Here is a 21,991-nt window from a genome sequence, read left to right as displayed (position 1 = left end):
GATGTCCCTGTGAATATGCTCGGCACGCTAAACCTCGGTCTGGAGTGGATGTTTCTGGCTCATGGTAGCCTGTTTTTGTGGCCCTGAAACACTGTTGTTACCGGATTCCGGTGACAATTCTTTAACCTGGTGTTCCACACCGCATCGGATGTGTCGTCTTTTTGTAGTCCCGCTATTCCCCGCCATCGGCTTGTTCTATAGTTTGCAGAACGATACGACAACTTTCTGAAAGACAAAAGGTCCGAAAATGGCAACGCTGAAGGCGCTGGTGGTGGATGACGCCAGCTTTGTGAGGGATCTGGTCAAGCGAACGGTGCGTCAGCGTTTTCCAGTGATTGACACCACGGATGCCCAGAACGGTCGCCGGGCGCAATCACTGATGTCGCGCACAACGTTTGATCTCATCCTCTGTGACTGGGAAATGCCGGAGATGTCGGGTCTGGAGCTGTTGCAGTGGATGCGCCAACAGCCGCAGTATGAAAAAACGCCCTTCATCATGATCACCAGCCGTGGTGACAAGGATCATGTGGTTGAAGCCGTCAAGGGGGGAGTCTCTGAGTATCTGGGGAAACCCTTCAGCCCTGAGGGCCTGAGCAATAAGATCATCAAGGTGATGGGGCGCCGCCTCAAGGACGCCATGGATCGAGGCGGGAAGTCCATGGCCGGGCCGGCGGAAGCGTTTCGCGAATCCGCCAGCCTGCTGACCCAGAAGCGGGAAGCTGCTTCTCCGGCGCCAGTCCGTGCCAGCAAGTCGTCCACGTCCTCTGCCTCCGGGTCGACAGCCAGGCCGCCAATGAGCGTGGCGTCGGTGCGTTTTTCAGACAGCACTCTGCGCTCAGTCGTCAAGGACATCACCCTCACGGAAGTGCGGGTGATCGCCAAGCGGGACCAGCAGTTTCCGGGCATCCTTGATCAGGCTGTGGTGGATATCGAAGTGGCCGAAGGGCAGGTAGCGCGGCTTAATGGTTACGTCCACCAGTTGCAGGCGGTGGACAAACGCCAGGACACGGATTTTGTGGGCGTGACCATCCGATTTGTGGACGAAGACCCGAAAAAGCTGGAAGACCTGTCCCGTTTTATCGCCCGTTTCCGCAGCGGCGGTTAGCCACGAAAGCTATCCCAATCAGGACGCGGTCTCAGGAAGCCTTTCCGCCAATCGTTCCCGGGGGAAGTGGCAGATGAATTCGCTGCCGTCGCCAATCCGGCTTCGAATTTCCAGGTTACCGTCATGGTTGAGCAATACATGCTTGACGATCGCCAGCCCCAGGCCGGTGCCACCGGTCTCCTTGTGTCGGCTGGGGTCGGCGCGATAGAACCGCTCGGTAAGCCGTGGGATATGAACCGGGTCTATACCGATACCGGTATCTTTCACTGACAGATGCCCGCCGTCGCGGTCCGTTTTCCAGATGATGGTGATGAGTCCACCGGCAGGTGTGTACTTCACGGCGTTGAAAATCAGGTTGGAGAAGGCGCTGCGCAGTTGGCTTTCGTCGCCCCTCAGCAGATGGCGATCGCCAATGCTGACGTTGAATTCGTGGCCCTGGTCGCCGCTGAGGGCCTTGGCGTCGTGGCAGATCTGCTGGATCATCGCCTGTAAATCCGTGACCGCATCGTTGATGGTTTGCTCGCCGGTTTCAATTCTGGACAGCAATATCAGGTCGGTAATCAACGCTTCCATGCGCGAGGACTGCTGCGCCATGGTGTTGATGGCGCGCCGCCATTTGGGCGGCAGGTCGTCGGCGTTGTCCACCAGGGTTTCCAGGTAGCCGCTGATCACCGTCAGGGGTGTTCTCATCTCATGGGAGACGTTGCCAACGAAATCCCGTCGCATCTGTTCAAGCTGGTACAGGCGGGTTACGTCCTTGGCCACAATCAGGCGGTCGTCGTCGCCAAACAGGCTGATCTGGATTTGCAGGTGAATGTGCGGTTTTGCGGGTGAGTTCAGTTCCAATGGTTCCCGGTAGTCGCGGGAGTCGAAGTAGGCCTTGAACGCGGGGTTGCGGATCAGGTTGTGAATAAACTGCCCGCGGTCCGAACTGCGACGAAAGCCCAGAAGATGCTCCGCTGAGCCGTTCCACCACTCCATGGCGCCCCGCGAGTCGGTCATGATCACACCATCCCGCATGGCATTGGTGGACTCCTGGACCCGGTTGATCTGGGCGCGAAGTTTGTCCTGGGTGCGTAGGTGGTTCTGGTGAAGCCTGTGTAGGCCGTCGAAGATGTCGCCCCAGAGACCAACACTCTGAGGGGCTTCGTCACTGCCGCTGGGATTGCCGAGCCAATGGTACAGACGTTTGGCCTGGGCCAGAGTCCACCACAGGTAAGCCAGCAGCCCTGCCGTCAGCCCGTAGAGGGGCTCGCCAAAGAAAAGCCCGACGGCCGTGCAGGCTATCAGGAGCGTGATAATCCATCGCAGGTACTTTGACCAGTTGTGTTGCATTACAGCTGCCCCTGAATCAGTTCCGGGCCCTTTTCGGGGTAAAGGGCGCCGGTTGTGGTTATGCTGCTCTGGTTGAGAACCGGTAGCCGGTGCCACGCACTGTCTGGATCAGGTGATCATATTGGTCGCCAAGGGCTTTGCGCAAACGGCGTATGTGAACGTCGACGGTTCGCTCTTCAACATAGACGTTCCCACCCCACACCTGATCAAGCAGCTGGGAGCGAGTATAAACCCGTTCCTGGTGTGTCATGAAGAACTGCAGTAACCGATATTCCGTGGGGCCGATGTTCAGTGCGCCGGTTTCCGTGGTGACCCGGTGGCCGACCGGGTCCAGGGTCAGGCCATCCACTTCGATCGGAGTTTCCACGCCGGGCGGCGTGGTGCGGCGCAATACGGCTTTCAGCCTGGCCACCAGCTCCCTCGGCGAGAAGGGCTTGGTGATGTAGTCATCCGCACCCACTTCCAGGCCCTGGATCTTATTGTCTTCCTCGACCTTGGCCGTCAGCATGATGATGGGGATTTCCGCCGTTGCCTCTTCTTTTTTCAGGCGCCTGGCCAGTTCCACGCCGCTGGTGCCTGGCAGCATCCAGTCAAGGAGTATCAAGTCGGGCTGTTTGTCAACGATCAGGGCATGCGCTTCGCGGGCATCCGCTGCCTCAAGGTAGTCGTAGTCGGCCATTTCGAGGGCCACAGCGATCATTTCGCGGATGGGTGCCTCGTCATCGACGATCAGGACAGTTTTTCCAGTCATGAGCATTAACCTGTGTCATACCGAGTATTGTTGCTGCCTCATTACAACCGGGTAGTGTTACAAGTATATGACAGTAGCAGGCTGTGACTGGATTTGTTCGACTAACTGATGATCCGGTCAATCAACAGACCGGTGAAAACTGCAAAGCCCGCCCAGTTATTGTTGAGAAAGGCCTTGAAGCATCCGTCGCGTTCGCGGAAGCGGGCCAGGTGCTGCTGGAAGACAAACAGGCACGCCATGGCGACGAGCCCGAGGTAATAGAAAACGCCGAGCTCGGCCTGCTGGCCCACGAGGATGAGAATCAGCACCACCAGGGCCTGCAGGATTGCGATAACCGCCCGGTCGGCGTCTCCGAACAGAATGGCCGTGGATTTGATGCCAATCCGGATGTCGTCATCACGATCCACCATGGCGTACAGGGTGTCGTAGGCTACGGTCCAGAGCACGTTGGCGGTAAACAGCAGCCAGGCCAGTTTTGTGACCTCACCGGCCTCGGCGGCCCAGGCCATGGGAATGGCCCAGGAAAAGGCGGCCCCAAGAAACAGTTGCGGCAGATGGGTGTAACGCTTCATGAACGGGTAGATGAACGCCAGTACTGCACCCCCGAGCGACAGATAAAGTGTCAGCGTGTTGGTGAACAGCACTACCATCAGGAAAGCGGTCACGCAGAGGCCTGCGAACAGGGCCACGGCTTCCCAGGCTTCGATGCGACCGGAGGTCAGTGGGCGGTCTTTGGTGCGTTTGACGTGTCGATCCACCTTGCGGTCGGCAAAATCGTTGATGGCGCAACCGGCAGCTCGCATCATGAATACGCCGAGGGTAAAGACGATAAAGTTGCCAACGCTGGGGAAGCCGTCTGCAGCCAGCCAAAGTGCCCAGTAGGTTGGCCATAGGAGGAGCAGGCTGCCGATGGGGCGATCGACTCGCAGCAGTCGGGCGTAGTCTGCAAGGCGGGCCTGGATGTGATCTGGCACGGCATTGGGCAGCATAGGTCTGGTCCGTCCGGGATGATGTTGCTGAGGCTGAGCGGGGATTATAGCCAGCGGTGAGGTTCGGTTAAAAGAGCCGCTGCGTCAGGGGCAGAGCGTGGGCAGGAAATACTCGCCGACCAAGAGGCTATGATGACCGCTGAAAAAACGGGAGCGGCGGGCCGCCATGGGTTGATGGCGGTTAGCCCGATGGCAAAGACCGATCTCGAACGGCCCCCGTTGCCACTGTGGGTTGCTGAACAGATAGGCGCCGAGAGGGCGGCGTCCCAGGTTGCGCAGGCGGCGTCCACGCCCTGATAGGGTAGCCAATGGAATGATCGTACGGGCGAGCACCCAGGGGGTGTTGTCGCCGTTCAGGCAGACCTCGCGGATCCACGCATTCTGGCGCACCGGAATACCCAGGGTATGGGCCTCCTCCACAGTGGGGCGGGCAAAACCTTCCTGGAGGATATCCACGTGAAAGTGCTCGCGGCATCGGAGTTGAAGCGCCCGGGTCAGTGAGCCCTCCAGCGTCAGCCAGTGGCTGAGCGGCCCGTGGATGGCCGGGTTCTTCAGCGCGGCTGCTGAAAAAGAGCGGTACCAGTCCGTAGCGGGGGTGGAGATGGCGTTTTCACCCTCAAACATGCTGGGTGCGTACCGGTCAAAGTCCCTTGACGGCATAAATTCCCGGGGCGTTGCGCCAGTAACCTTTGTAATCCATGCCGTAGCCAAACAGGAAACGGTCCTCAACTTCCAGGCCGGTAAAGTCTGCCTTCAGGTTTGGCTTTGCCTTGCGATCGTGTTGTTTGTCGACCAATACGGCCGTCAGAACCTCGCTGGCGCCATGGGCGAGGCAGTAATCTGCAATGGCGCAGAGTGTCGTACCCTCGTCGAGGATGTCGTCAACGATCAGTACCGTGCGGCCATTCATATTGGCTTCCGGCTGCAGTTTCCACTCCAGGATGCCACCGGTGGTTTCCTGGCGGTAGCGAGTGGCGTGAAGGTATTCCGCCTGCACGGGAAACGTCAGCCTTGGCAGTAGGTGGCCGGTGAGGATAAGGCCGCCATTCATCACACAGAACAACAGCGGGTTGGTGTCCTTGAGGCGCCCGGTGATCTCTTCTGCAAGAGACTGGATGGCAGCCTGTACCTGCTGTTCGCTCACCAGGCAGTCGGCTTCGGCCATTACCTGATTCAGTTCGGCGACGGTGTCGGTCATAGCACTGGGGTCCTATCGTAAAACGGCCGATTATACCGGAGGTGGCACGCTGAAGGGAGGGGCGTTTCCCGGTTCGCCTGATGGAAATTCTGGCGATTGGCAGAAAACCCGTTGAATAGCCGTCGGCGACGGCATTGGTCAATGCCGCAGCGGTGGGTATGATGGTTTCCCAGTGTGAATGGTGCCAACTCGGTGCATGAAAGACTTGCGCGCACAATTGTCTGACAATTATTATCGCGCCCCAACGAGTTTCGGAGGAATGACATGAAGAAGTGGCAGTGCGTTGTCTGTGGATTTATTTACGATGAGGCGGAAGGCTGGCCGGAAGACGGTATTGAGCCCGGAACCGCCTGGGAAGACGTACCGGAAGATTGGGAATGCCCGGACTGCGGCGTGGGTAAGGAAGACTTCGAGATGATTGAAATCGGCTGATACGCCGGTACCGCTGAACAGGTTTGGAGAGCAGTAATGAACGCAGACGCCCCCATCGTGATTGTGGGTACCGGATTGTCAGGCTATTCGCTGGCTAAGGAAATCCGTAAGCAGGACAAGGACATACCAATCGTCATGGTAACGGCGGACGATGGCTATAGTTACTCCAAGCCCATGCTTTCCACTGGCTTTACCAAGGGCAAAGAGGCCGATGAACTGGCGCAGGCGTCGGCGGAGGCAATGGTGGAGCAACTGAACCTTCAGCTGCGTACTTACACCACCGTGACCGGCATTGATCCGGATGCCCACGAACTTGTGCTGGGGGACGAACGGCTAGGATACAGCAAACTGGTGTTGGCCTGGGGTGCCGATGTGATTCGCCTGTCCATTGCCGGTGACGGCCATGAGCGTGTCTTTTCCATCAACGACCTGATGGACTACCGTGCCTTTCGCAAGGCTCTGAAGGGCAAGAAGCGGGTGGCCATCATGGGCGCAGGCCTGATCGGTTGTGAGTTTGCCAACGACCTTCGCAACGGCGATGTCGACGTGGATGTGATTGCTCCTTCTGATGCCCTGATGCCGGGACTTCTACCACCGGCTGCTGCGGCAGCGGTGCGCGATGGACTGGAAGGGTTGGGCGTCCGTTTTCATCTGGAAACGGTTGTGGAGCACATTGCCAATAGCGGGGAAGGTGTCCGCCTGACCCTGGCCAATGGCGAGGAACTGGACTCCGACCTGGTTGTTTCCGCGGTCGGGCTGCGACCACGCACGGAGCTGGCTGCAGCAGCGGGCTTGGAGACCCAGCGTGGCATCGTGGTCAACCGCGCCCTGGAGACTTCAATGCCAGATGTTTATGCACTGGGTGACTGCGCTGAAGTCGACGGTCACGTGTTGCTGTATGTGCTGCCGCTGATGGCGTGCGCCCGTGCGTTGGCAAAAACACTGGTGAGTGAGCGCACTGAAGTGAAGTACGGCACCATGCCGGTCATGGTCAAGACCCCCTGTTGTCCAACAGCGGTGTGTCCGCCACCGGCGAATGCGTCGGGCAACTGGGAAGTGGATGCGGACGGCCAGGATGTCCGTGCCCTGTTCAAGAGTGAGTCTGGCGAGGTTCTGGGCTTTGCGGTAACCGGTGGTTATGCGATGGAGAAGCAGGCCCTGTCGAAGGAGGTGCCGCCGATTCATAACTGAGGGTGGTATCAGGATTGCGAAAATCCCCAGCTTGCGGTAGAAACTCATTCGTGAGCTAACGATATTGACAGGAGCTGGCATGCTTGAAGTAACCAGAAAACTGGTGGATCTGCTGGATCTCTCCCCCATCGGTGACGACCATTTCCAGGGGGACAGTGAAGATCTCGGCTTTCCCAACGTGTTTGGCGGCCAGGTTCTGGGGCAGGCGCTGATGGCCGCCAGCCGTACGGTGGAAGGTCGCCTGCCGCACTCGCTGCACGCCTACTTCCTGCGCCCCGGCAATCACAGCATGCCCATCGACTACGAGGTCCAGCGGGTTCGGGACGGTGGCAGTTTCTCCGTCCGACGGGTGATTGCACGTCAGGGTGGCAAGGAGATCCTGACCGGCTCCATGTCATTCCAGGTGGCCGAAGAAGGCTTCGAACATCAGCTCGACATGCCCTCGGCACCGGATCCGGAAGGCCTTAAATCCGAGCAGGAGTACGGCGAACTGCTGGCTCCCCATGTTCCCGAACATCTCCGCGACACCCTGACCCGGGATCGTCCCATCGAAATCCGTCCCGTAGACCCGGTCAATCCATTGAAGCCGGAACCGCGGCCGCCTTACAAGCAGAGCTGGTTCCGTACCCAGGGGCACCTGCCAGACGATCCGGTGTTGCACCGTTGCCTGCTGACCTACGCGTCAGACTTTTCTTTCCTGGGGACGTCGCTGAACCCCCATGGCGTGTCATTTATGAACAAGAAGATGCAGGTTGCGAGTCTGGATCATTCCATCTGGTTTCATCGTGAGTTCCGTATGGACGAGTGGTTGCTCTACGACAAGGACAGCCCCAGCGCCTCTGGCGGACGCGGCTTCAATCGCGGTAACTTTTTTGATCGCCAGGGCCGGTTGGTAGCATCGACCACCCAGGAAGCCCTCATCCGTCAACGGGGATAGGTTTGCGGAGATAGTTAGCCAAGCTTGTGGCTTCTCCCATGATGTTTGTAGTCGGCCAGCCAAACGATGATGTCGTCGAACGGCAGTGGCGGCGTCAGGATGTAGCCCTGGATCATGTCACAGCCCATCTTGTCCAGCAGTTCCATTGCCTCTGCGCTCTCCACACCCTCGGCCACAACGGCATAACCCAGGCTGTGGCACATTTCGATCGTGGTCTGGACGATGACACGGTCTCCAGCCTGGGATGCCAGGTCGGTGACCAGTGAGCGGTCGATCTTGATCTCGCTGGCGGGCAATCGCTTGATATACGACAGCGAAGAGTAGCCGGAACCGAAGTCGTCAATGGACAGCGGGATACCTGTGGTGTGCAGGGAATTGAGGGCGCGCAGTGAGTTGACCGGGTCCTGCATCATTGAGGTCTCAGTAACTTCCAGGATGATCGCTCCGCGATGCGTGTGATGGCTGCTCATCAGGCGCTGGACGTATAACGGGAAGTCCGGTTCCCGCAGGTTGTTGGGGGAGATGTTCACCGAGATATTGAGCGGGTAGCCGTTCTCCAGCAATTGCCCTCTCAGCGCAAGTGATTGTTCCAGTACCCAGCGTGTCAATGGCTTGATCAGCCCGGACTGCTCGGCCAGGGCAATCAGCTCGTCGGCGGGTATTGGCTTTTTCCGGCCGGGCCAGCGAATCAGCGCTTCAAGGCCGACCACCTCCCTGGTTTTCAGTGACAGCTTTGGCTGCAGGTATAGGGCAAGTTCACCGTGTTGAAGGGCACGTTGCAGCTCGGACACCAGGGTAAGGCGGTCCGCGCTGTAGGAGTCCCGCGACGGCTGATAATAGGCCAGCCCACGGTCTCGGGCGTCGTCCGAGCCCTGCGCAATAAAGGCGCGCCGGATCAGGGTATTGGTGTCGGTGGCGTGATCCGGGTAGATCGCCGAGCCAGTGTGGGGGGCCAGCGGCAATTGCATGCCCAGATAGTCCAGCGGTGCACGGATTTCCTCAAGGGCACGAACAATGGCACGGGGTGTTTCCGAAATAACATCTGCTTCCACGATAAACCCGAAGGTGGCCGACTCCAGTGAGGCCAGGTAGAAACTCTTCCGATCATTGGTCTCGACCGCACAGATGCCGGGCAGTTCGCTGACGATGCTGTTGAAACGCCGGGCGGCAAGCTCGAGCAGCCGGTCGGTGTTGCGATGCCCCAGGGTTTTGGTAATAGCTGGAAGGTTGCTTAGGTGGATCACCGCAATGGAGAGGCGCTTTTCCGGCTCTCGGTTGATCAGTTCGTTGATGGTCATTTCCAGGCAGGCGCGATTGGGCAATCCCGTTAGCGGGTTGTGGAGGGCCTGTTCGATCAGTCGCAGCTCTGCCGAGCGCCGTGCCGCCATGGCGGTGATCTCTGCTTCGCGGGCGCGAACCTTGTCTTCTCGTTCCTGGTAGAGCCGGGCGGCTAGGGCGATGGTCAACAGGACGGCTTCGAGCGCGGAGCCGATTTCGATGCCGTAGGCCGTCACGAAGCTGTTGGGCACGAAGCCGTATTTATTGGCTGCGGTGATGGCGCTGCCCAGGGTGAGCAGGCCCCAGGCTATGGTGTAGTAGCCGGCCTGGGGGTTGCCCCGAATCCATTGTATCGGCCCCATAACGGTCAACAGCAGGCAGCTGGGGATTGCCAGGGCAACCGTGAGCCGGCTGGCAACGCTGTAGTCGGTAACGAACGTTGCCACCGCCACCACGACGTTCACCAACACCATATACCACACAAGCTTGTCCATGCGCGGGCTGGTGACGCGCAGGTTGAGGAAGGCACGTGAGAACAACAGGGTGAATATCAATGCCACCGGCACGGTGAGAACCATGGTCTGGTTGTGCAGCCAGGGCGACTCTGGCCAGAGCAATTGGTAGGTGCTGCCATTCAGGCTGCCAATAAACATCAGATAGCTGAGGGTGGAGAGCACGTACAGCAGGTACATGCGCTCTCTCAGTGCCAGGAAGATAAACAGGTTGAAAAAGATCACCATGATCAGGATGCCGTAATAGATCGCGTGCATCTGGTCTTCGATGGACGTGGCTTCGAAGTAGGTTCGAGGGTCCCACAGTCTGATGGGGATCTGCATGGCGCCCTGAGTCCGAACACGCAAAAACACCTGGTAATCGCTTAGCGGATCGGTTTCGAAGGAAAACAGAAAGTTGCGGTGTTGAATCTGGCGCTGCGCAAAGGGAAGGTGGTCGCCCGTTGAGATGCGTTGCCTGACGACGCCATTCTCTATCAGGTAGAAGGTGATATCGTCGAGCTGGGGGTAGCGTATCTCCAGTAGCTTACGGTCACTGGGTATGGCGGATACAGGAACGCGGAGCCACACGGTATCGCGAATGTAGCCGAAGTTGGGGCTTTCGCCTTCCAGTGACTGCCATCGGTCGGAAGCAAGGGCTTCCCTGAGATCCATCTGTTCCGAAGGTGCCACCCGAATATAGTCCATATCCGGTTCTGCAAAGCCGGGCGAAGCCGCGTTTGCCTGGGTTCCGAAAGCCATCATGATCAATGCGCCCGCCAGGGCGAAAAACTGAGCAATATGGCGCACGTAGTACCGATCTTGTTGTGATTGTCTGGCTCAGTATGGCGTTATCTGCCGGGGGGCTCAAGGCTGATAATGCCGGTTTTCGAACGTCACTTGTGTCAGGTGTTACAGCTGTTCAAGCCACTCCCGTACCCAGGGAACGGCTTCCATCTCCGGCTCGGTGGTTTCCAGGGCATCAATCCTCAAGGTATCCCCCACTTTCCGGGCTGAAGTTTCGTATAAAGCCTCTTCCATCAGCTCACCGGCACCACAAAAGGTGTCACCGTAGGAGCTGTCGCCAAGCACAATTACGCCAAACGGACGCGCGGGTTGTTGGGGCAGTTGCTCGCGCAGCCGCAAATAGAACGGTAGCAGGTTGGGGGGGAGCTCTCCCTGGCCAGTGGTTGATGTACACACCAAAAGCGGTTCGTCGTTCCCGGTGATGTCCTCCAGGTCGGGTTCCTCAAGGATCGTGATCCGATGCCCTTCCGGTTCCAGGGTTTTCTTCAAGGTACGTGCCGTCAGCAGGGCGCCACCATAAACGCTGCCGACCAGAATCCGGATTGAAGCCATGAATGGTCCTGTTGATTCGTAACGACAACCGTCCCTTGACGGCTGTCTGCGTTGGGGCCCGATCATAGCCGGTGATGCGGTAACGCTCAAGATCCGGCTCCGGAAGGGCTGGTTTCCCTAGGGGAGGTTCGTACTCTGGGAGCAACGCGATTGCGCCCGTCTTCCTTGGCGCTGTATAGGTGGACGTCAGCCTGTTTCAGTAATTCATCCACTGAGCCGGTCTTGGCAATGGAGCAGATGCCGGCGCTGATGGTGACGGGCATGCGCTGGCCGGTAAAGGAGAACTCGGCACTGGCCACCTCGGAACGTAGCCGTTCTGCGAGAGTGAGAGCCTGTAGCAGTGACGTGTCCGGCAACAGGATCAGGAACTCCTCTCCGCCCCAGCGTGCGGCCACATCCGTTTGGCGGATAACGGTTTGCATCAATTCCGAGAAGGCCCGCAGTACGTGGTCACCGGCGTCGTGTCCGTAGTCGTCGTTGATACGCTTGAAGAGATCCAGGTCGATGAGAACGATGGAGAAATGGTGGCCGGAACGCCGGTACCTTGAATACTCCTCGTTCAGCCGATGCTGCATGTCCCTGCGGTTGGACAGGCCCGTCAGTTCGTCAGTACGGGCTGCATGTTGGTGGGTACGGGCCATATCCATCAACTCATTGCGTGCCTTCAGGCGACTGGCTTCCAGCACGAAACAGAAGATGGACTCGAACGTCAGCGTGGCGAAAAAACGGATCTTGAAGTCTGTGCTGTATTCGGCGGTCACCAACGGTAGTTCAGGGAACTGGAAAACCACGACCGCCAGCAGGCAGCAGAATAACAATACCGCTGTGCCGGTTTTCAGATCGGTCAGGTAAAACAGCAGCGGCGGGAACACGTAGAACCAGAGTGGGCCGGTGTTGCTCTCGCCACCGGTGATGATCAGGTATCCGAACAGCAGGCCGACAATGGAGATCATGCCAGCCTTCTGATGGCGGCGGTTGCGGGAACGGGCAAAGGACAGCATGTTCATTGCCACCAGTCCCGCAAAGAACCAGAGCGAGAAGGCGTGGTGAGTGTGGTTTGCAAACCACGCCTTGGCGCCAATGCCCAGCAGGAAGAGGATGGCCATGGCTGACAGACCGGTCAGCAGGCGGGAGACGCGTTCCTCCTCGCCTTCGTCGGCTACTTGTTGGCTGGTATCGGGGAGTCTGGTCATGACACTTTTGTTGTTGTCGATTTGTTGTTGGTGCTTTGTCCAGACTGCGTGAGCCGGGATAGTGAATCAGATTAGTCGAAGCGGGAAATCTGTACAGCGACTTTGGTCAAGCAATCACCATTATGACCGTTATGTTTCAATTTCATGGCAAAAAATTTATAGTTGCCGCCGTAAGTACTGTGAAACTGTAGCTTCCCGTATCCTCCCTGTTGCGAGACCTGACGTATTATGGCCGGCAAAAACGGATTCCTCGATACTCTCCTGACCAGCCCATCGACCGAGCGTTATCGCGTTGGCTTCAGCTTCCTGTTCCTGCTCTGCATATTTATAGCCGTGGGACAGATCAGCGACGGCATGCCCAACAACATGCTGCTGATGGCAGCTGCGGTCATCGGTGGCTACATGGCCATCAATATCGGCGCGAATGACGTCGCCAACAACGTCGGCCCGGCGGTGGGGTCCGGGGCGCTGTCTCTGGGTGGCGCGGTTCTGATCGCCGCCGTGTTTGAGGCCGGCGGTGCTATTGTCGCCGGTGGTGACGTGGTTTCGACCATCAAAGGGGGCATTATTGCCGCTGAAAGGCTCGATGATGTCAGCGCCTTCGTGTGGCTGATGACAGCCGCACTTCTTGCCGGCGCCCTGTGGCTGAACCTGGCCACCTGGATGGGTGCTCCGGTGTCCACTACCCACTCCATTGTCGGGGGCGTTCTTGGGGCCGGAATTGCCGCCGGCGGCTGGGGCATTGCCGACTGGGCCGTCATGGCCAAAATTGTCGCCAGTTGGGTGATTTCCCCCGTAATGGGTGGCGTGCTGGCGGCGCTGTTCCTGTATGCCATCAAGAAGACCGTGCTGTATCGCAAGAACGTGGTGCCGGCGGCAAGAATCTTCGTGCCCTGGCTGGTGGCGATCATGGCCTGGGCCTTTGGCACCTATTTGATGGTGAAGGGGGTCAAGAAGGTCGTTGAAGTAGACTTCCTGGGGGCCTCTCTGGTTGGTCTGGGGCTCGCCGCAGTCATTTTCTTCCTGATGCGGGTTCTGGTCGGCCGCCGTGCCGCAACCATGGAAAACAGCTCTGCCGGAGTGAATACCCTGTTTACCTGGCCGCTTATATTTGCCGCGGCATTACTCAGTTTCGCCCATGGGGCGAACGATGTGGCCAATGCCATCGGCCCGCTGGCGGCCATTAACGATGCACTGTCGGCTGGTGCAGTGGTCACCGCAGCGTCCATTCCTTTGTGGGTAATGCTGGTTGGTGCCCTTGGTCTGGCCGTTGGTCTGATGCTGTTCGGCCCACGCCTGATCAAGACCGTGGGGACTGAGATCACTGAACTGGATAAAACCCGGGCGTTCTGTATCGCCCTGTCGGCGGCGCTTACCGTCATCATCGCCTCCCAGTTGGGGCTCCCGGTCAGTTCCACCCACATTGCCATCGGTGGTGTGTTTGGTGTTGGTTTCCTGAGGGAGTACCTGAAGTCAAACTACGCCACCCAGCTCCACAACATCATGGACAGCCATGAGGAAGAGGAGCGTGAGCGCCTGCGCCCGTTCCTGGAAGATTTCCGTAACGCCTCGGTTGAGCAGATGGAAAACCTGCTCCAACAAGCCAAGAAAAAGAAACAGGTACCGCTCTCCAAGAAGGAGCGCAAGCGCCTTAAAAAGATCTACCGCGAGGAGATGGTCAAGCGTTCGCACCTGACTCGTATCGTTGCTGCCTGGATCATTACGGTGCCTGCGTCGGCCTGTATGGCGGCCATCCTGTTCTTCACCCTGCGCGGGCTGATGCTGTAAGGGATTGTCGCGCTGGTTGTCAGGTGCCTGTTTGGCCCATACTATTCTTCAATACGGGAGGCGTTTGCCTCCCAATACGTTGCCACTCTGTCCGGGGATTGATTCATGAGTTCAGCAGAAGAAAGCCGTCAGGCGAAGGTCATTGACGAGCTCAGGGTGTTTATCAAGAAGGTCCTCAGTGATCCGACCATTGCGGTGAAATCGGTGGAAATTGCCCGCAAATATCGCAATCAGCCCAATGCCAATGAGTTGATTGCCCGTGAGATCAGCGCCAACACCACGATCCGTATCCCAGAGAGCTGGAGTCGGGCGGACCACATGTTTCTCGATATCCTGGACGAAGTCCTGGATGACGAAGAGGCGCTTTACTGATCTTTGTCAGGCCTGCCGAACGCCCGGCTGATGCTGCTTCAACACGGCATCGGCCATCTGGTCCAGGATGGTGATTTCGTCCTGGATGCCCTCGTCCGATGACAAATCCCGCTGTTCCTTCAGTATGTCCGCGAGGATTTCTTTCGTGGTCAACGGGTTGGCCAATACCACCCGGAATACGATGCAGGGGAAGTGATAATAACGCGACGGTTCGAGCCGGGTACGGGAAACGAAGGCTTTACCCCGTTCACGTTGGGTTTTCTGAATGAACTTGGTGATGCGGTTCAGGCAGGTGTTGAGCCGTTCGGCCTGTAGCGAGTCCGCGATTGCCAGTGCCTGCTGCACTTTCTCCGGGCAATAGCGATAAGTCAGGATATTGAGCTCTGGTTTGGTGATGAGCTCGAAATCCGTTTCTGCGTTGATCATTTCCGCAAAGGTTTGTGCCTTGTCGATGCCCTGGTCGATGAGGATCTCATAGCCTTCCCGCGCCAGGATTCTCAACCCCGACTGGATCAGCATTGACATGCCCGGCCGCGAACCTTCCAGGGTGGTACTACCCAGATCCCGCGAGCCCTTACGGATAATGTACTGGGCGTGATGCTCGACAGCGCTTGCCAGGCCCGGGTCGCGGAACACCACCAGCCCAGCCCCCATGGGAACATAGAGTTGCTTGTGGGCGTCGAAGGTCACCGAGTCGGCCTTTTCGATGCCCCTGAGCAGGTGCCTGTGGGTGCGGGAAAACAGTGTCGGCCCACCCCAGGCCGCGTCCACATGAAAATGGGCGTTGAACTCCCGGGCGATGTCTGCCATGGCGTCCAGCGGGTCGACGTTGCCGGTCTCGGTGGTGCCGGCAATGCCGCAGATGGCCATGACCCGGATTTTCTGGCGGTGCAGCTCCAGGCATTTCTCCCGCAGTGCATCGGTGTTGATGCGGTTGTCGTCATCGGTGTCGACAGGCACCAGGAAGTCCCGGCCCAGACCCAGTACATCGGCGGCTTTGCGCAGTGAGTAGTGGCCGCGGCGGGAGACCAGAATGGCGGCACCCTCGCAGCCGTAATAGCGTAGTGCCCGGAACAGGCCTTCCTGATGGATGCCACGAAAGCTGCCTTCGGCGGGGAACGCGTTGTTGCGTGCCACCCAGAGTGCGGTCAGGTTGGCCACGGTGCCGCCGGAGCACATGGCACCGAGGGCGTAGCGGGGATCGTGCATCCACTTGCGGTAGAAGGCACCGTCCTGCTCGTACACCAGTCGGTGGATCATGCCCAGTACCTGGCGCTCCATGGGTGTGAAGGCCTTGGAGGTTTCGGTTTTGACCAGGTTCTGGTTGAGGGCAATCATGATCTTGGACAGCGGCAACATGAAATAGGGCAGTGCCGAGGTCATGTGGCCGATAAAGCTGGGAGACGCCGTGTGTACCGAGTTGGCCACCAGCTTGTCGAGCAGGAATTGGGCCTGTTCGGAGACGAAGATGGGCTTTTCCGGAATGGCGTAGTCCGAGAAGTCTTTCTCGACTTCGGAAAGATCCCGCTCGACCGCAACGATGTGTTCCTGGAGGAATCCGGCAAGGTTGCGGGATATGTTCTGGTCAATCCTGCTCAAGGTGGATTCAGGCGCCTCGGGCACGGTGAATACACGATACATGGCCTCTACCGAGGCCTGGGCGGATTTTTTCTTTCCGGTCATAGGTGCCACACACTATCAGTGGTCATTCGCAAAGCCTGTCCCGGGCGTTCCGTTCTCCCTGAGGGGGCGTAGTATACGGTGTCGTGAAACCATACGCTACAGCATGGGCCCTGCATGGCGGGAGGGTCAAAGTATCTCTCGGTGTACGTCCAGTATGGCAGCGTCGATGCGTTCCTGTATGGCTTTTTCGATCTGGTCGAGGCGCTGGGCGATCTGTTGCGATGAGCCTCCGAGGGCGGCGATGGTCCAGGTGGCGCAGTCGAGGGCGTCCTGGTCGGCGGTTTCGGCGACGGCCAGGTCGGGTTCTTTGCCCCAGACGGCTTTCAGGGCGGTGAAGACTTTGCGTTTGGCTTTGAGGTCTTCGCAGCCGTAGAGCTGGAAATGCAGGGTCAGGATGCCCACGTGGGGCGTGATGACTGTTTGCTGGGGCGTATTGCCCTCTTTTAGCAGCCTTCTTAGAGCTTCAGACATAGGTGTTCCGATTTTGGTGCTGGAACTGGAGGCGATGGGCTTTCCAAAACACGCTCCTGCGGCACATCCATGTGACGCTTGGGCTCCGCCATCCATGGCTCCGCACAGTTTTGGAAAGCCCATCGCCTCCAGTTCGCGAACCTTTCAGGTGGAGTCCGCTTCGCCAGACATTATGTATTGTCCAGCAGTCTGTTTTCTAGCCTACTACAGGCGTCGCCCGTTTGATAATGGCGGCCGGGTCAGTGCCGGAGGGCAGGTTGCCATAGTTCAGGCCGCCGTTGTGTTCCAGGCGGGAGGCGCAGAAGGCGTCGGCGACCGCAGGGTCGGAGTTTCTCAGCAGCAGTGACGACTGCATCAACAGGGCCAGGCGATCCACCAGGTTGCGGGCGCGGTATTCGAAGTCGCTGATGTCGGCGAAGTCGTTCTGCAACTGGGCCAGGAAGCGGTCGAAGCGGGCGTCGGCGCCGCGGGCTTCGGCGGCTTCGCTGAAGAAGGCGTCGAGGGTGTCTGGTTCTTTCTGCAGTGCGCGCAGGGTGTCCAGGCACTGGACGTTGCCGCTGCCTTCCCAGATGGCGTTGACTGGGGATTCCCGCAGCAGTCGGGGCATGATGCAGTCTTCCATCACGCCGCTGCCGCCGATGCATTCCATGGCTTCGTAGGCGTGGTTGGGGGTGCGTTTGCAGATCCAGTACTTGCCAACCGGAGTGGCCAGTCGTGCCAGCAGGCGCTCGTGCTCCAGATGTTGGCTGTCCAGGGATTTTGCGATTCGCATGGTGTAGGCCAGGGCGGCTTCGCTTTCCAGTGCAAGATCGGCGAGGACGTTCTGCATCAGCGGCTGTTCGCTGAGTCGCCCACCGAAGGCGCTGCGGTGGCGGCAATGGTGGGACGACTGGGCCAGTGCCTGGCGCATGCCGGCGGAGCTGCCGATCATGCAGTCGAAGCGTGTCATGGCGACCATTTCAATGATCGTCGGTACACCTCTGCCTTCCTCGCCCACCATCCACGCCAGGGCGCCGCGCAGTTCGGCTTCGCTGGAGGCGTTGGCGACGTTGCCCATCTTGTTCTTCAGGCGCTGGATCTGCCAGGGGTTCTTGCTGCCGTCCGGCCGCCAGCGTGGCATCAGGAAGCAGGACAGGCCGCTTCTGGTCTGGGCAAGCACCAGGAAGGCGTCGCACATGGGGGCAGATACAAACCATTTGTGGCCGACCAGTTCATAGGCCTGCCCCGGGCCTTCTGCACCGATGGCGTAAGCACGAGTCGTGTTGGCCCGGACGTCGCTGCCACCCTGTTTTTCCGTCATTGCCATGCCGATGGTGACAGATTGTTTTTCGCTGTCCGGCAGGTTTCGGGGGTCGTAGCTATTGGCGAGGATTTTGTTTTCCCAGGCCGCGGCCAGTTCCGGTTGTTTGCGGATTGATGGAACGGCGGCAAAGGTCATGGTAATGGGGCAGCAGTGGGCGGCCTCAATTTGGGAGTGCATGTAGTACTTGGCCGTTCTCGCGACATGGGCGCCTGCGCCGGGATTGGTCCACGGGCTGCTGTGGAGGCCGTTTTCCATCGCTGTGGACATCAGTTGGTGGTAGGCGGGGTGGAAGTCCACCTGATCCGTGCGATGGCCAAAGCGATCATGGGTATTGAACGCCGGTTTGTTCTCGTTGGCATGGAAGCCGAGTGCGATGGTGTCCGCCGCGCCGGCGAAAGCACCAAACTGCTTAAGGTCGCTGGTCGCTGCTGCGGCGCCCTCCCGGGCGACCGCCTCCTGCAGGGCCTTGTCCTGTTCGAAGAGGTTGTAATCCTCCAGAGCAGGTGGCTGATTGAAGACCTCGTGGGTAACCGCCAGGTAGCGGTCGTCACTGGAGGGGGTTGCGGTTTCCTGCTGCAGGGGCTGGCGGGCCTTCATGTTTATCTCCTGGTGCCAGTCAACCCCTGCATGCAAAAGCAAATGATGGAGTTGACCAGCGGATCGTGGTCGTTGGTCTCTGCCTGCTCCGTGGTATCAGCCTGTGCCGGGGACAGAGGCCCCACAAGGCTTTCGGCAATGGCACCTACAAGGCAGGTACTGCTTTGCCTGGCATCCTGATCCGGGAGGCAGCCCTCCTTGATGCCGTCCCGGATGGCCTGCTCGAAAAGTTGAGCGTAGGCGCGGCGGAACTTGAGGCGCTCTTCCTCAACTTTCGGGTCTACCGGCTCTGCGATCAGCGACCAGGCCATCACCGGGCCTCTCAGGGCTCTCTCCGCAAACTGGCGAAGGGCCACTTCCAGACGGGAAACGGCGTTATCTTCGGCGGCCAGTGCCTCAGCGACTTTGTCGACTTCCCGTTGTGTCGCAATCCTGAAGATCTCTGCAAACAGGTCTTCTTTGGACTCAAAGTGTCGGTAGATGGTTCCCGTAGCAACGCCGGCGCACGCTGCGATGCGCGTTATCTGGGCGCTGCGGAAGCCGCCGTCGGCAACGCATCCGTATGTGCATTCGATAATGCGCTTGCGGGCCTCTGCCTTGCGATTGCGCATCTTTTCCGTTTCCCGATATGCCATGCGGGTTCCTTATAAGTAGTGAATCATTATTCATTCTTTGTGTCAATCAATAGACCAGTATAGCTTGGTTCATATTATTCTTTAAAAACAATATCGTGGAGTTGCTTACAAAAATTTACAAAAAAGCCGTTGTCAGTAAATAGCGTTGCAACTGAAAGCGGATTATAAAGACGCCAAGGCAGGTAGTAAGACGCATCCGCCGAGATGGGGCGGCCGTGCCATAACAGGCTTGGCGCGCTCGTTGTACTGTTTTCGTTGATGGAGAAAATCATGAGTGAATTCGACGAAAGCAATCTGGAGCAATCCGGTAGCTGGACACATGACAGCGACGATACACATTCCATTGCCGGCCGTGCGCGAATCCGCGCTCAGCTTCAGCAGGATATTGAATCGTTTCTGAGCCAGGGCGGCAGAATTCAGGAAGTGGATACAGCATTCCGTTCGGACCCTTCCCGCAAGGTGGATGTCGGTTTCAATAATCGCTCCCTCTGAATTCATGAAGCCGCAGCCTCTGAGGCTGCGGCTTGTTTGCGTTCGTGGCTTACGGTTGTTTTGACGCCGGTCTCACCGCTGTATCCCGTATTCCTCTATGCTGCGTTCTGCAGGATAGCGTGTTCCGTGCACCATGACCGTTACTCACCCCACATTCGACCCTTAAACAGGCCGCGTTCATGAGAGGATTCCTTCGTTTTGCAACCACGGCGCTCGTCGTCATGGCGCTGATCGCGGCAGGCATGGTCATTTTCTTTGGTGATACCCCGACCCCCGCCCAGGAGACAGTTGATACAACCGCCGATACAGAAAGCAGCGTTGTGCCAATGTTGGATTCCACGTCAGGACGTGGAGTGCCTTCAACACTGGTCGGCGAAACCGCGGTTGCGGTGCCGGATACAATGCCAGCGTCGTTGGCGGGTACCAGCGTGCCCGGTGGCTGGGCCGAAGCCGATGCTAATGGCTCCCTGGTCCCCACGCCGCAGTTGCGCCAGTTGTTTGAATATTACCTGGCGGCTCTGGGCGAGGAGACGTTACCCCAACTGGTTGCCCGGATAGAGCAGGCGTTGGCCCGGCTTGAAGAGCCGGCCCGATCAGAAGCTCTCGACACTCTGGGGGATTATCTGGACTACAAGCTGGCGTTGGGCGACCTGGAAGCCACTTATGGTCATGACGCCACGACGAATGCAGAGGACATGCAACGGCGAATGGCAGAAATACGCGCCCTGCGACGCACCTGGATGAATGCGCAAACCGCCGACGCCTTTTTTGCAATGGACGAGGCCGTAGACCAGTTCCAGGTTGAGCAGCTGCGTATCCGAACCGATCAGTCTCTGTCTGAAAAAGAGCGGGAGCAGGCGCTGGCGGAAGCCGAGAAGGCACTCCCGGAACCGCTTCGTCAGGCTCGTCGGGAAACCCGCAAATTCGCCGACTACCAGCGTGCGCAGTCGGAATTCGCAGATGATCCCGACGCCTTGCGCGCCTGGAGGGAGGAACGCTTTGGTGCCGAGGCTGCCCGTGAGCTGGAGAAGGTGGAAGCCGAACAAAAGGTATGGGAAGCCAAGTGGCAGGCCTATAGCCAGGACCTGGCGGAGCTTGACGACATGGGGCTTGCTGGCCCGGAGCGCAAAGCCGCCATTGACGCGCTCAGGGATGATTATTTTGAGGGCGCTGAAAAGCTGCGTGCCGAGGCCCTGGATTCCATCCGGTAACAGTCCTTTCATCTGAACGTAGTAGCCTGATGGTGTGGCTCGGCTGTAGGCCCTGCCACCGCCGCTTATGGGCGTGTATGATGGGGCGGTAGCCCCATTTTCCACAGGAGGTATTCCGTGAGCTTTTCGGCCAATCGCATGTTCCCAGCCACTCGTCTGCGTCGTAACCGGGTTGACGGTTTTTCCCGGCGTCTGGTTCGGGAGAATCAGCTCAGTGCCGACAACCTGATTTTTCCGGTGTTCGTACTGGAAGGCGAGGGTCAGCGGGAGGCGGTACCCTCCATGCCCGGCGTCGAGCGCCTGAGCGTTGATCTTCTGGTGGAACAGGCGGCGGAACTGGTGGCGCTTGGGATTCCGGCCGTGGCGCTGTTTCCCGTGGTGCCTGCGGAGCACAAGAACCTGTCCGGATCTGGCGCGTGGGATTCCGATGGTCTGGCCCAGCGTGCGGTGCGTGCGCTGAAGGGCGCCTACCCTGAGTTGGGTGTTATTACCGATGTGGCACTGGACCCATTCACCACCCATGGCCAGGACGGCATTATCGACAACGACGGCTATGTGCTGAACGACGTGACCGTGGAAGCGCTGGTTAATCAGGCGTTGTCCCATGCCGACGCGGGTGCGGATATTGTGGCGCCGTCCGACATGATGGACGGCCGGGTCGCTGCCATCCGCGACGCCCTGGAGTCCGCTGGCTATGTGAACACGCGTATTCTGGCCTACTCTGCCAAGTATGCTTCCAGTTATTACGGGCCGTTCCGCGATGCGGTCGGCTCAGCGGGCAACCTGGGCAAGGGCAACAAGGCCACCTATCAGATGGACCCGGCCAATAGTGATGAGGCGCTCCAGGAAGTGGCGATGGACATCGCCGAGGGGGCCGACATGGTGATGATCAAACCCGGCATGCCGTATCTGGATATCGTTCACCGGGTAAAACAGGAACTGCAGGTGCCAACGTTCGTCTATCAGGTCAGTGGCGAGTACGCCATGCACATGGCCGCTGCCGAGAACGGATGGCTGGATGGCGACGCCGTGATGATGGAGAGCCTGATGGCCATGCGCCGTGCCGGTGCAGACGCCATCCTTACCTATTTTGCCGTCAGGGCTGCACGGCTGATGCGTGATAACCGCACCTGACAGGTTACAGTCAACAGCAGGGTGCCTTAAGGTCTCTGATAAATGG

At 58.6% G+C, this 21,991-nt stretch carries 21 protein-coding genes; 9 read left to right on the top strand and 12 right to left on the bottom strand.

Features of this window, described 5'->3' with window-relative positions:
- Positions 1–247: 247 nt before the first annotated feature.
- The gene (locus ACTRWH_RS01790) at positions 248–1,105 is read left to right on the top strand and encodes a response regulator (RefSeq protein WP_036210776.1); all 858 of its coding nucleotides are present in this window, start codon (positions 248–250) and stop codon (positions 1,103–1,105) included.
- A gap of 18 nt (positions 1,106–1,123) precedes the next feature.
- On the opposite strand, the gene phoR is transcribed toward ACTRWH_RS01790, so the two are convergent.
- The 5 genes from phoR to ACTRWH_RS01765 form a co-directional block, all read right to left on the bottom strand.
- The gene (gene phoR, locus ACTRWH_RS01785) at positions 1,124–2,440 is read right to left on the bottom strand and encodes a phosphate regulon sensor histidine kinase PhoR (RefSeq protein ID WP_041332498.1); all 1,317 of its coding nucleotides are present in this window, start codon (positions 2,438–2,440) and stop codon (positions 1,124–1,126) included.
- A gap of 58 nt (positions 2,441–2,498) precedes the next feature.
- Entirely contained in the window at positions 2,499–3,191 is a 693-nt protein-coding gene (phoB, locus tag ACTRWH_RS01780) for a phosphate regulon transcriptional regulator PhoB (RefSeq protein ID WP_007154985.1), read from the bottom strand.
- A gap of 101 nt (positions 3,192–3,292) precedes the next feature.
- The gene (ubiA, locus tag ACTRWH_RS01775; RefSeq protein ID WP_462825816.1) at positions 3,293–4,180 is read right to left on the bottom strand and encodes a 4-hydroxybenzoate octaprenyltransferase; all 888 of its coding nucleotides are present in this window, start codon (positions 4,178–4,180) and stop codon (positions 3,293–3,295) included.
- A gap of 84 nt (positions 4,181–4,264) precedes the next feature.
- The gene (locus ACTRWH_RS01770; protein WP_434049773.1) at positions 4,265–4,804 is read right to left on the bottom strand and encodes a chorismate--pyruvate lyase family protein; all 540 of its coding nucleotides are present in this window, start codon (positions 4,802–4,804) and stop codon (positions 4,265–4,267) included.
- 16 nt (positions 4,805–4,820) lie between these two features.
- Positions 4,821–5,378: a hypoxanthine-guanine phosphoribosyltransferase gene (locus ACTRWH_RS01765; protein WP_036210787.1), complete on the bottom strand. Its 558-nt coding sequence runs from the start codon at positions 5,376–5,378 to the stop codon at positions 4,821–4,823.
- 264 nt (positions 5,379–5,642) lie between these two features.
- Between ACTRWH_RS01765 and ACTRWH_RS01760 the strand changes: the two genes are divergently transcribed.
- The 3 genes from ACTRWH_RS01760 to tesB all read left to right on the top strand — a co-directional run bounded on the left by ACTRWH_RS01760 (position 5,643) and on the right by tesB (position 7,938).
- A complete protein-coding gene (locus tag ACTRWH_RS01760; RefSeq protein ID WP_007154989.1) occupies positions 5,643–5,810 on the top strand; it encodes a rubredoxin in 168 nt (55 codons plus the stop codon).
- A gap of 36 nt (positions 5,811–5,846) precedes the next feature.
- On the top strand, positions 5,847–7,001 hold the full coding sequence (locus tag ACTRWH_RS01755) for an NAD(P)/FAD-dependent oxidoreductase (protein ID WP_421859468.1): 1,155 nt from the start codon (positions 5,847–5,849) through the stop codon (positions 6,999–7,001).
- 79 nt (positions 7,002–7,080) lie between these two features.
- Positions 7,081–7,938 carry an acyl-CoA thioesterase II gene (tesB, locus tag ACTRWH_RS01750; RefSeq protein WP_036210796.1) on the top strand — a complete coding sequence of 286 codons (858 nt, stop codon included), beginning with the start codon at positions 7,081–7,083 and terminating at the stop codon, positions 7,936–7,938.
- Between the two features lie 14 nt (positions 7,939–7,952).
- Here the strand turns inward: tesB and ACTRWH_RS01745 are convergent, their stop codons facing one another.
- From ACTRWH_RS01745 to ACTRWH_RS01735, 3 genes are all read right to left on the bottom strand, one after another.
- The gene (locus tag ACTRWH_RS01745) at positions 7,953–10,517 is read right to left on the bottom strand and encodes an EAL domain-containing protein (protein ID WP_462825815.1); all 2,565 of its coding nucleotides are present in this window, start codon (positions 10,515–10,517) and stop codon (positions 7,953–7,955) included.
- Between the two features lie 102 nt (positions 10,518–10,619).
- Entirely contained in the window at positions 10,620–11,066 is a 447-nt protein-coding gene (locus ACTRWH_RS01740; RefSeq protein ID WP_075194199.1) for a flavodoxin, read from the bottom strand.
- A gap of 86 nt (positions 11,067–11,152) precedes the next feature.
- Positions 11,153–12,259, bottom strand: a complete 1,107-nt coding sequence (locus ACTRWH_RS01735) for a diguanylate cyclase (protein WP_462825814.1) — start codon at positions 12,257–12,259, stop codon at positions 11,153–11,155.
- A 228-nt stretch (positions 12,260–12,487) separates the two neighbouring features.
- Here ACTRWH_RS01735 and ACTRWH_RS01730 point away from each other — a divergent pair, with 228 nt between their 5' ends.
- Together ACTRWH_RS01730 and ACTRWH_RS01725 are read left to right on the top strand one after the other, a co-directional pair.
- Complete coding sequence (locus tag ACTRWH_RS01730; RefSeq protein WP_462825813.1) at positions 12,488–14,047, top strand: inorganic phosphate transporter; 1,560 nt, start codon at positions 12,488–12,490, stop codon at positions 14,045–14,047.
- A 105-nt stretch (positions 14,048–14,152) separates the two neighbouring features.
- Positions 14,153–14,419, top strand: coding sequence for a hypothetical protein (locus ACTRWH_RS01725; RefSeq protein ID WP_007154996.1), 267 nt, complete (start codon positions 14,153–14,155; stop codon positions 14,417–14,419).
- 6 nt (positions 14,420–14,425) lie between these two features.
- Here the strand turns inward: ACTRWH_RS01725 and panP are convergent, their stop codons facing one another.
- From panP to ACTRWH_RS01705, 4 genes are all read right to left on the bottom strand, one after another.
- Positions 14,426–16,102: a pyridoxal-dependent aspartate 1-decarboxylase PanP gene (gene panP / locus ACTRWH_RS01720; RefSeq protein ID WP_036210812.1), complete on the bottom strand. Its 1,677-nt coding sequence runs from the start codon at positions 16,100–16,102 to the stop codon at positions 14,426–14,428.
- 126 nt (positions 16,103–16,228) lie between these two features.
- Positions 16,229–16,573 carry a DUF503 domain-containing protein gene (locus ACTRWH_RS01715; protein ID WP_040474714.1) on the bottom strand — a complete coding sequence of 115 codons (345 nt, stop codon included), beginning with the start codon at positions 16,571–16,573 and terminating at the stop codon, positions 16,229–16,231.
- A gap of 196 nt (positions 16,574–16,769) precedes the next feature.
- Positions 16,770–18,473, bottom strand: coding sequence for an acyl-CoA dehydrogenase family protein (locus tag ACTRWH_RS01710; RefSeq protein ID WP_462825812.1), 1,704 nt, complete (start codon positions 18,471–18,473; stop codon positions 16,770–16,772).
- Positions 18,474–18,475: 2 nt separating this feature from the next.
- Entirely contained in the window at positions 18,476–19,108 is a 633-nt protein-coding gene (locus ACTRWH_RS01705; RefSeq protein WP_041332505.1) for a TetR/AcrR family transcriptional regulator, read from the bottom strand.
- Between the two features lie 270 nt (positions 19,109–19,378).
- Between ACTRWH_RS01705 and ACTRWH_RS01700 the strand changes: the two genes are divergently transcribed.
- The 3 genes from ACTRWH_RS01700 (at position 19,379) to hemB (ending at position 21,945) form a co-directional block, all read left to right on the top strand.
- Positions 19,379–19,600, top strand: coding sequence for a hypothetical protein (locus tag ACTRWH_RS01700; RefSeq protein ID WP_075194203.1), 222 nt, complete (start codon positions 19,379–19,381; stop codon positions 19,598–19,600).
- A gap of 179 nt (positions 19,601–19,779) precedes the next feature.
- Positions 19,780–20,811: a lipase secretion chaperone gene (locus ACTRWH_RS01695; protein ID WP_462825811.1), complete on the top strand. Its 1,032-nt coding sequence runs from the start codon at positions 19,780–19,782 to the stop codon at positions 20,809–20,811.
- A gap of 138 nt (positions 20,812–20,949) precedes the next feature.
- The gene (gene hemB, locus ACTRWH_RS01690; RefSeq protein WP_462825867.1) at positions 20,950–21,945 is read left to right on the top strand and encodes a porphobilinogen synthase; all 996 of its coding nucleotides are present in this window, start codon (positions 20,950–20,952) and stop codon (positions 21,943–21,945) included.
- Positions 21,946–21,991 lie beyond the last annotated feature (46 nt).

The organism is Marinobacter sp. G5_S1_61_S3 (genome assembly GCF_054968585.1).
The sequence above is the reverse complement of the archived record's forward strand: the minus strand, read 5'-3'. Positions and strand labels throughout refer to the sequence as shown.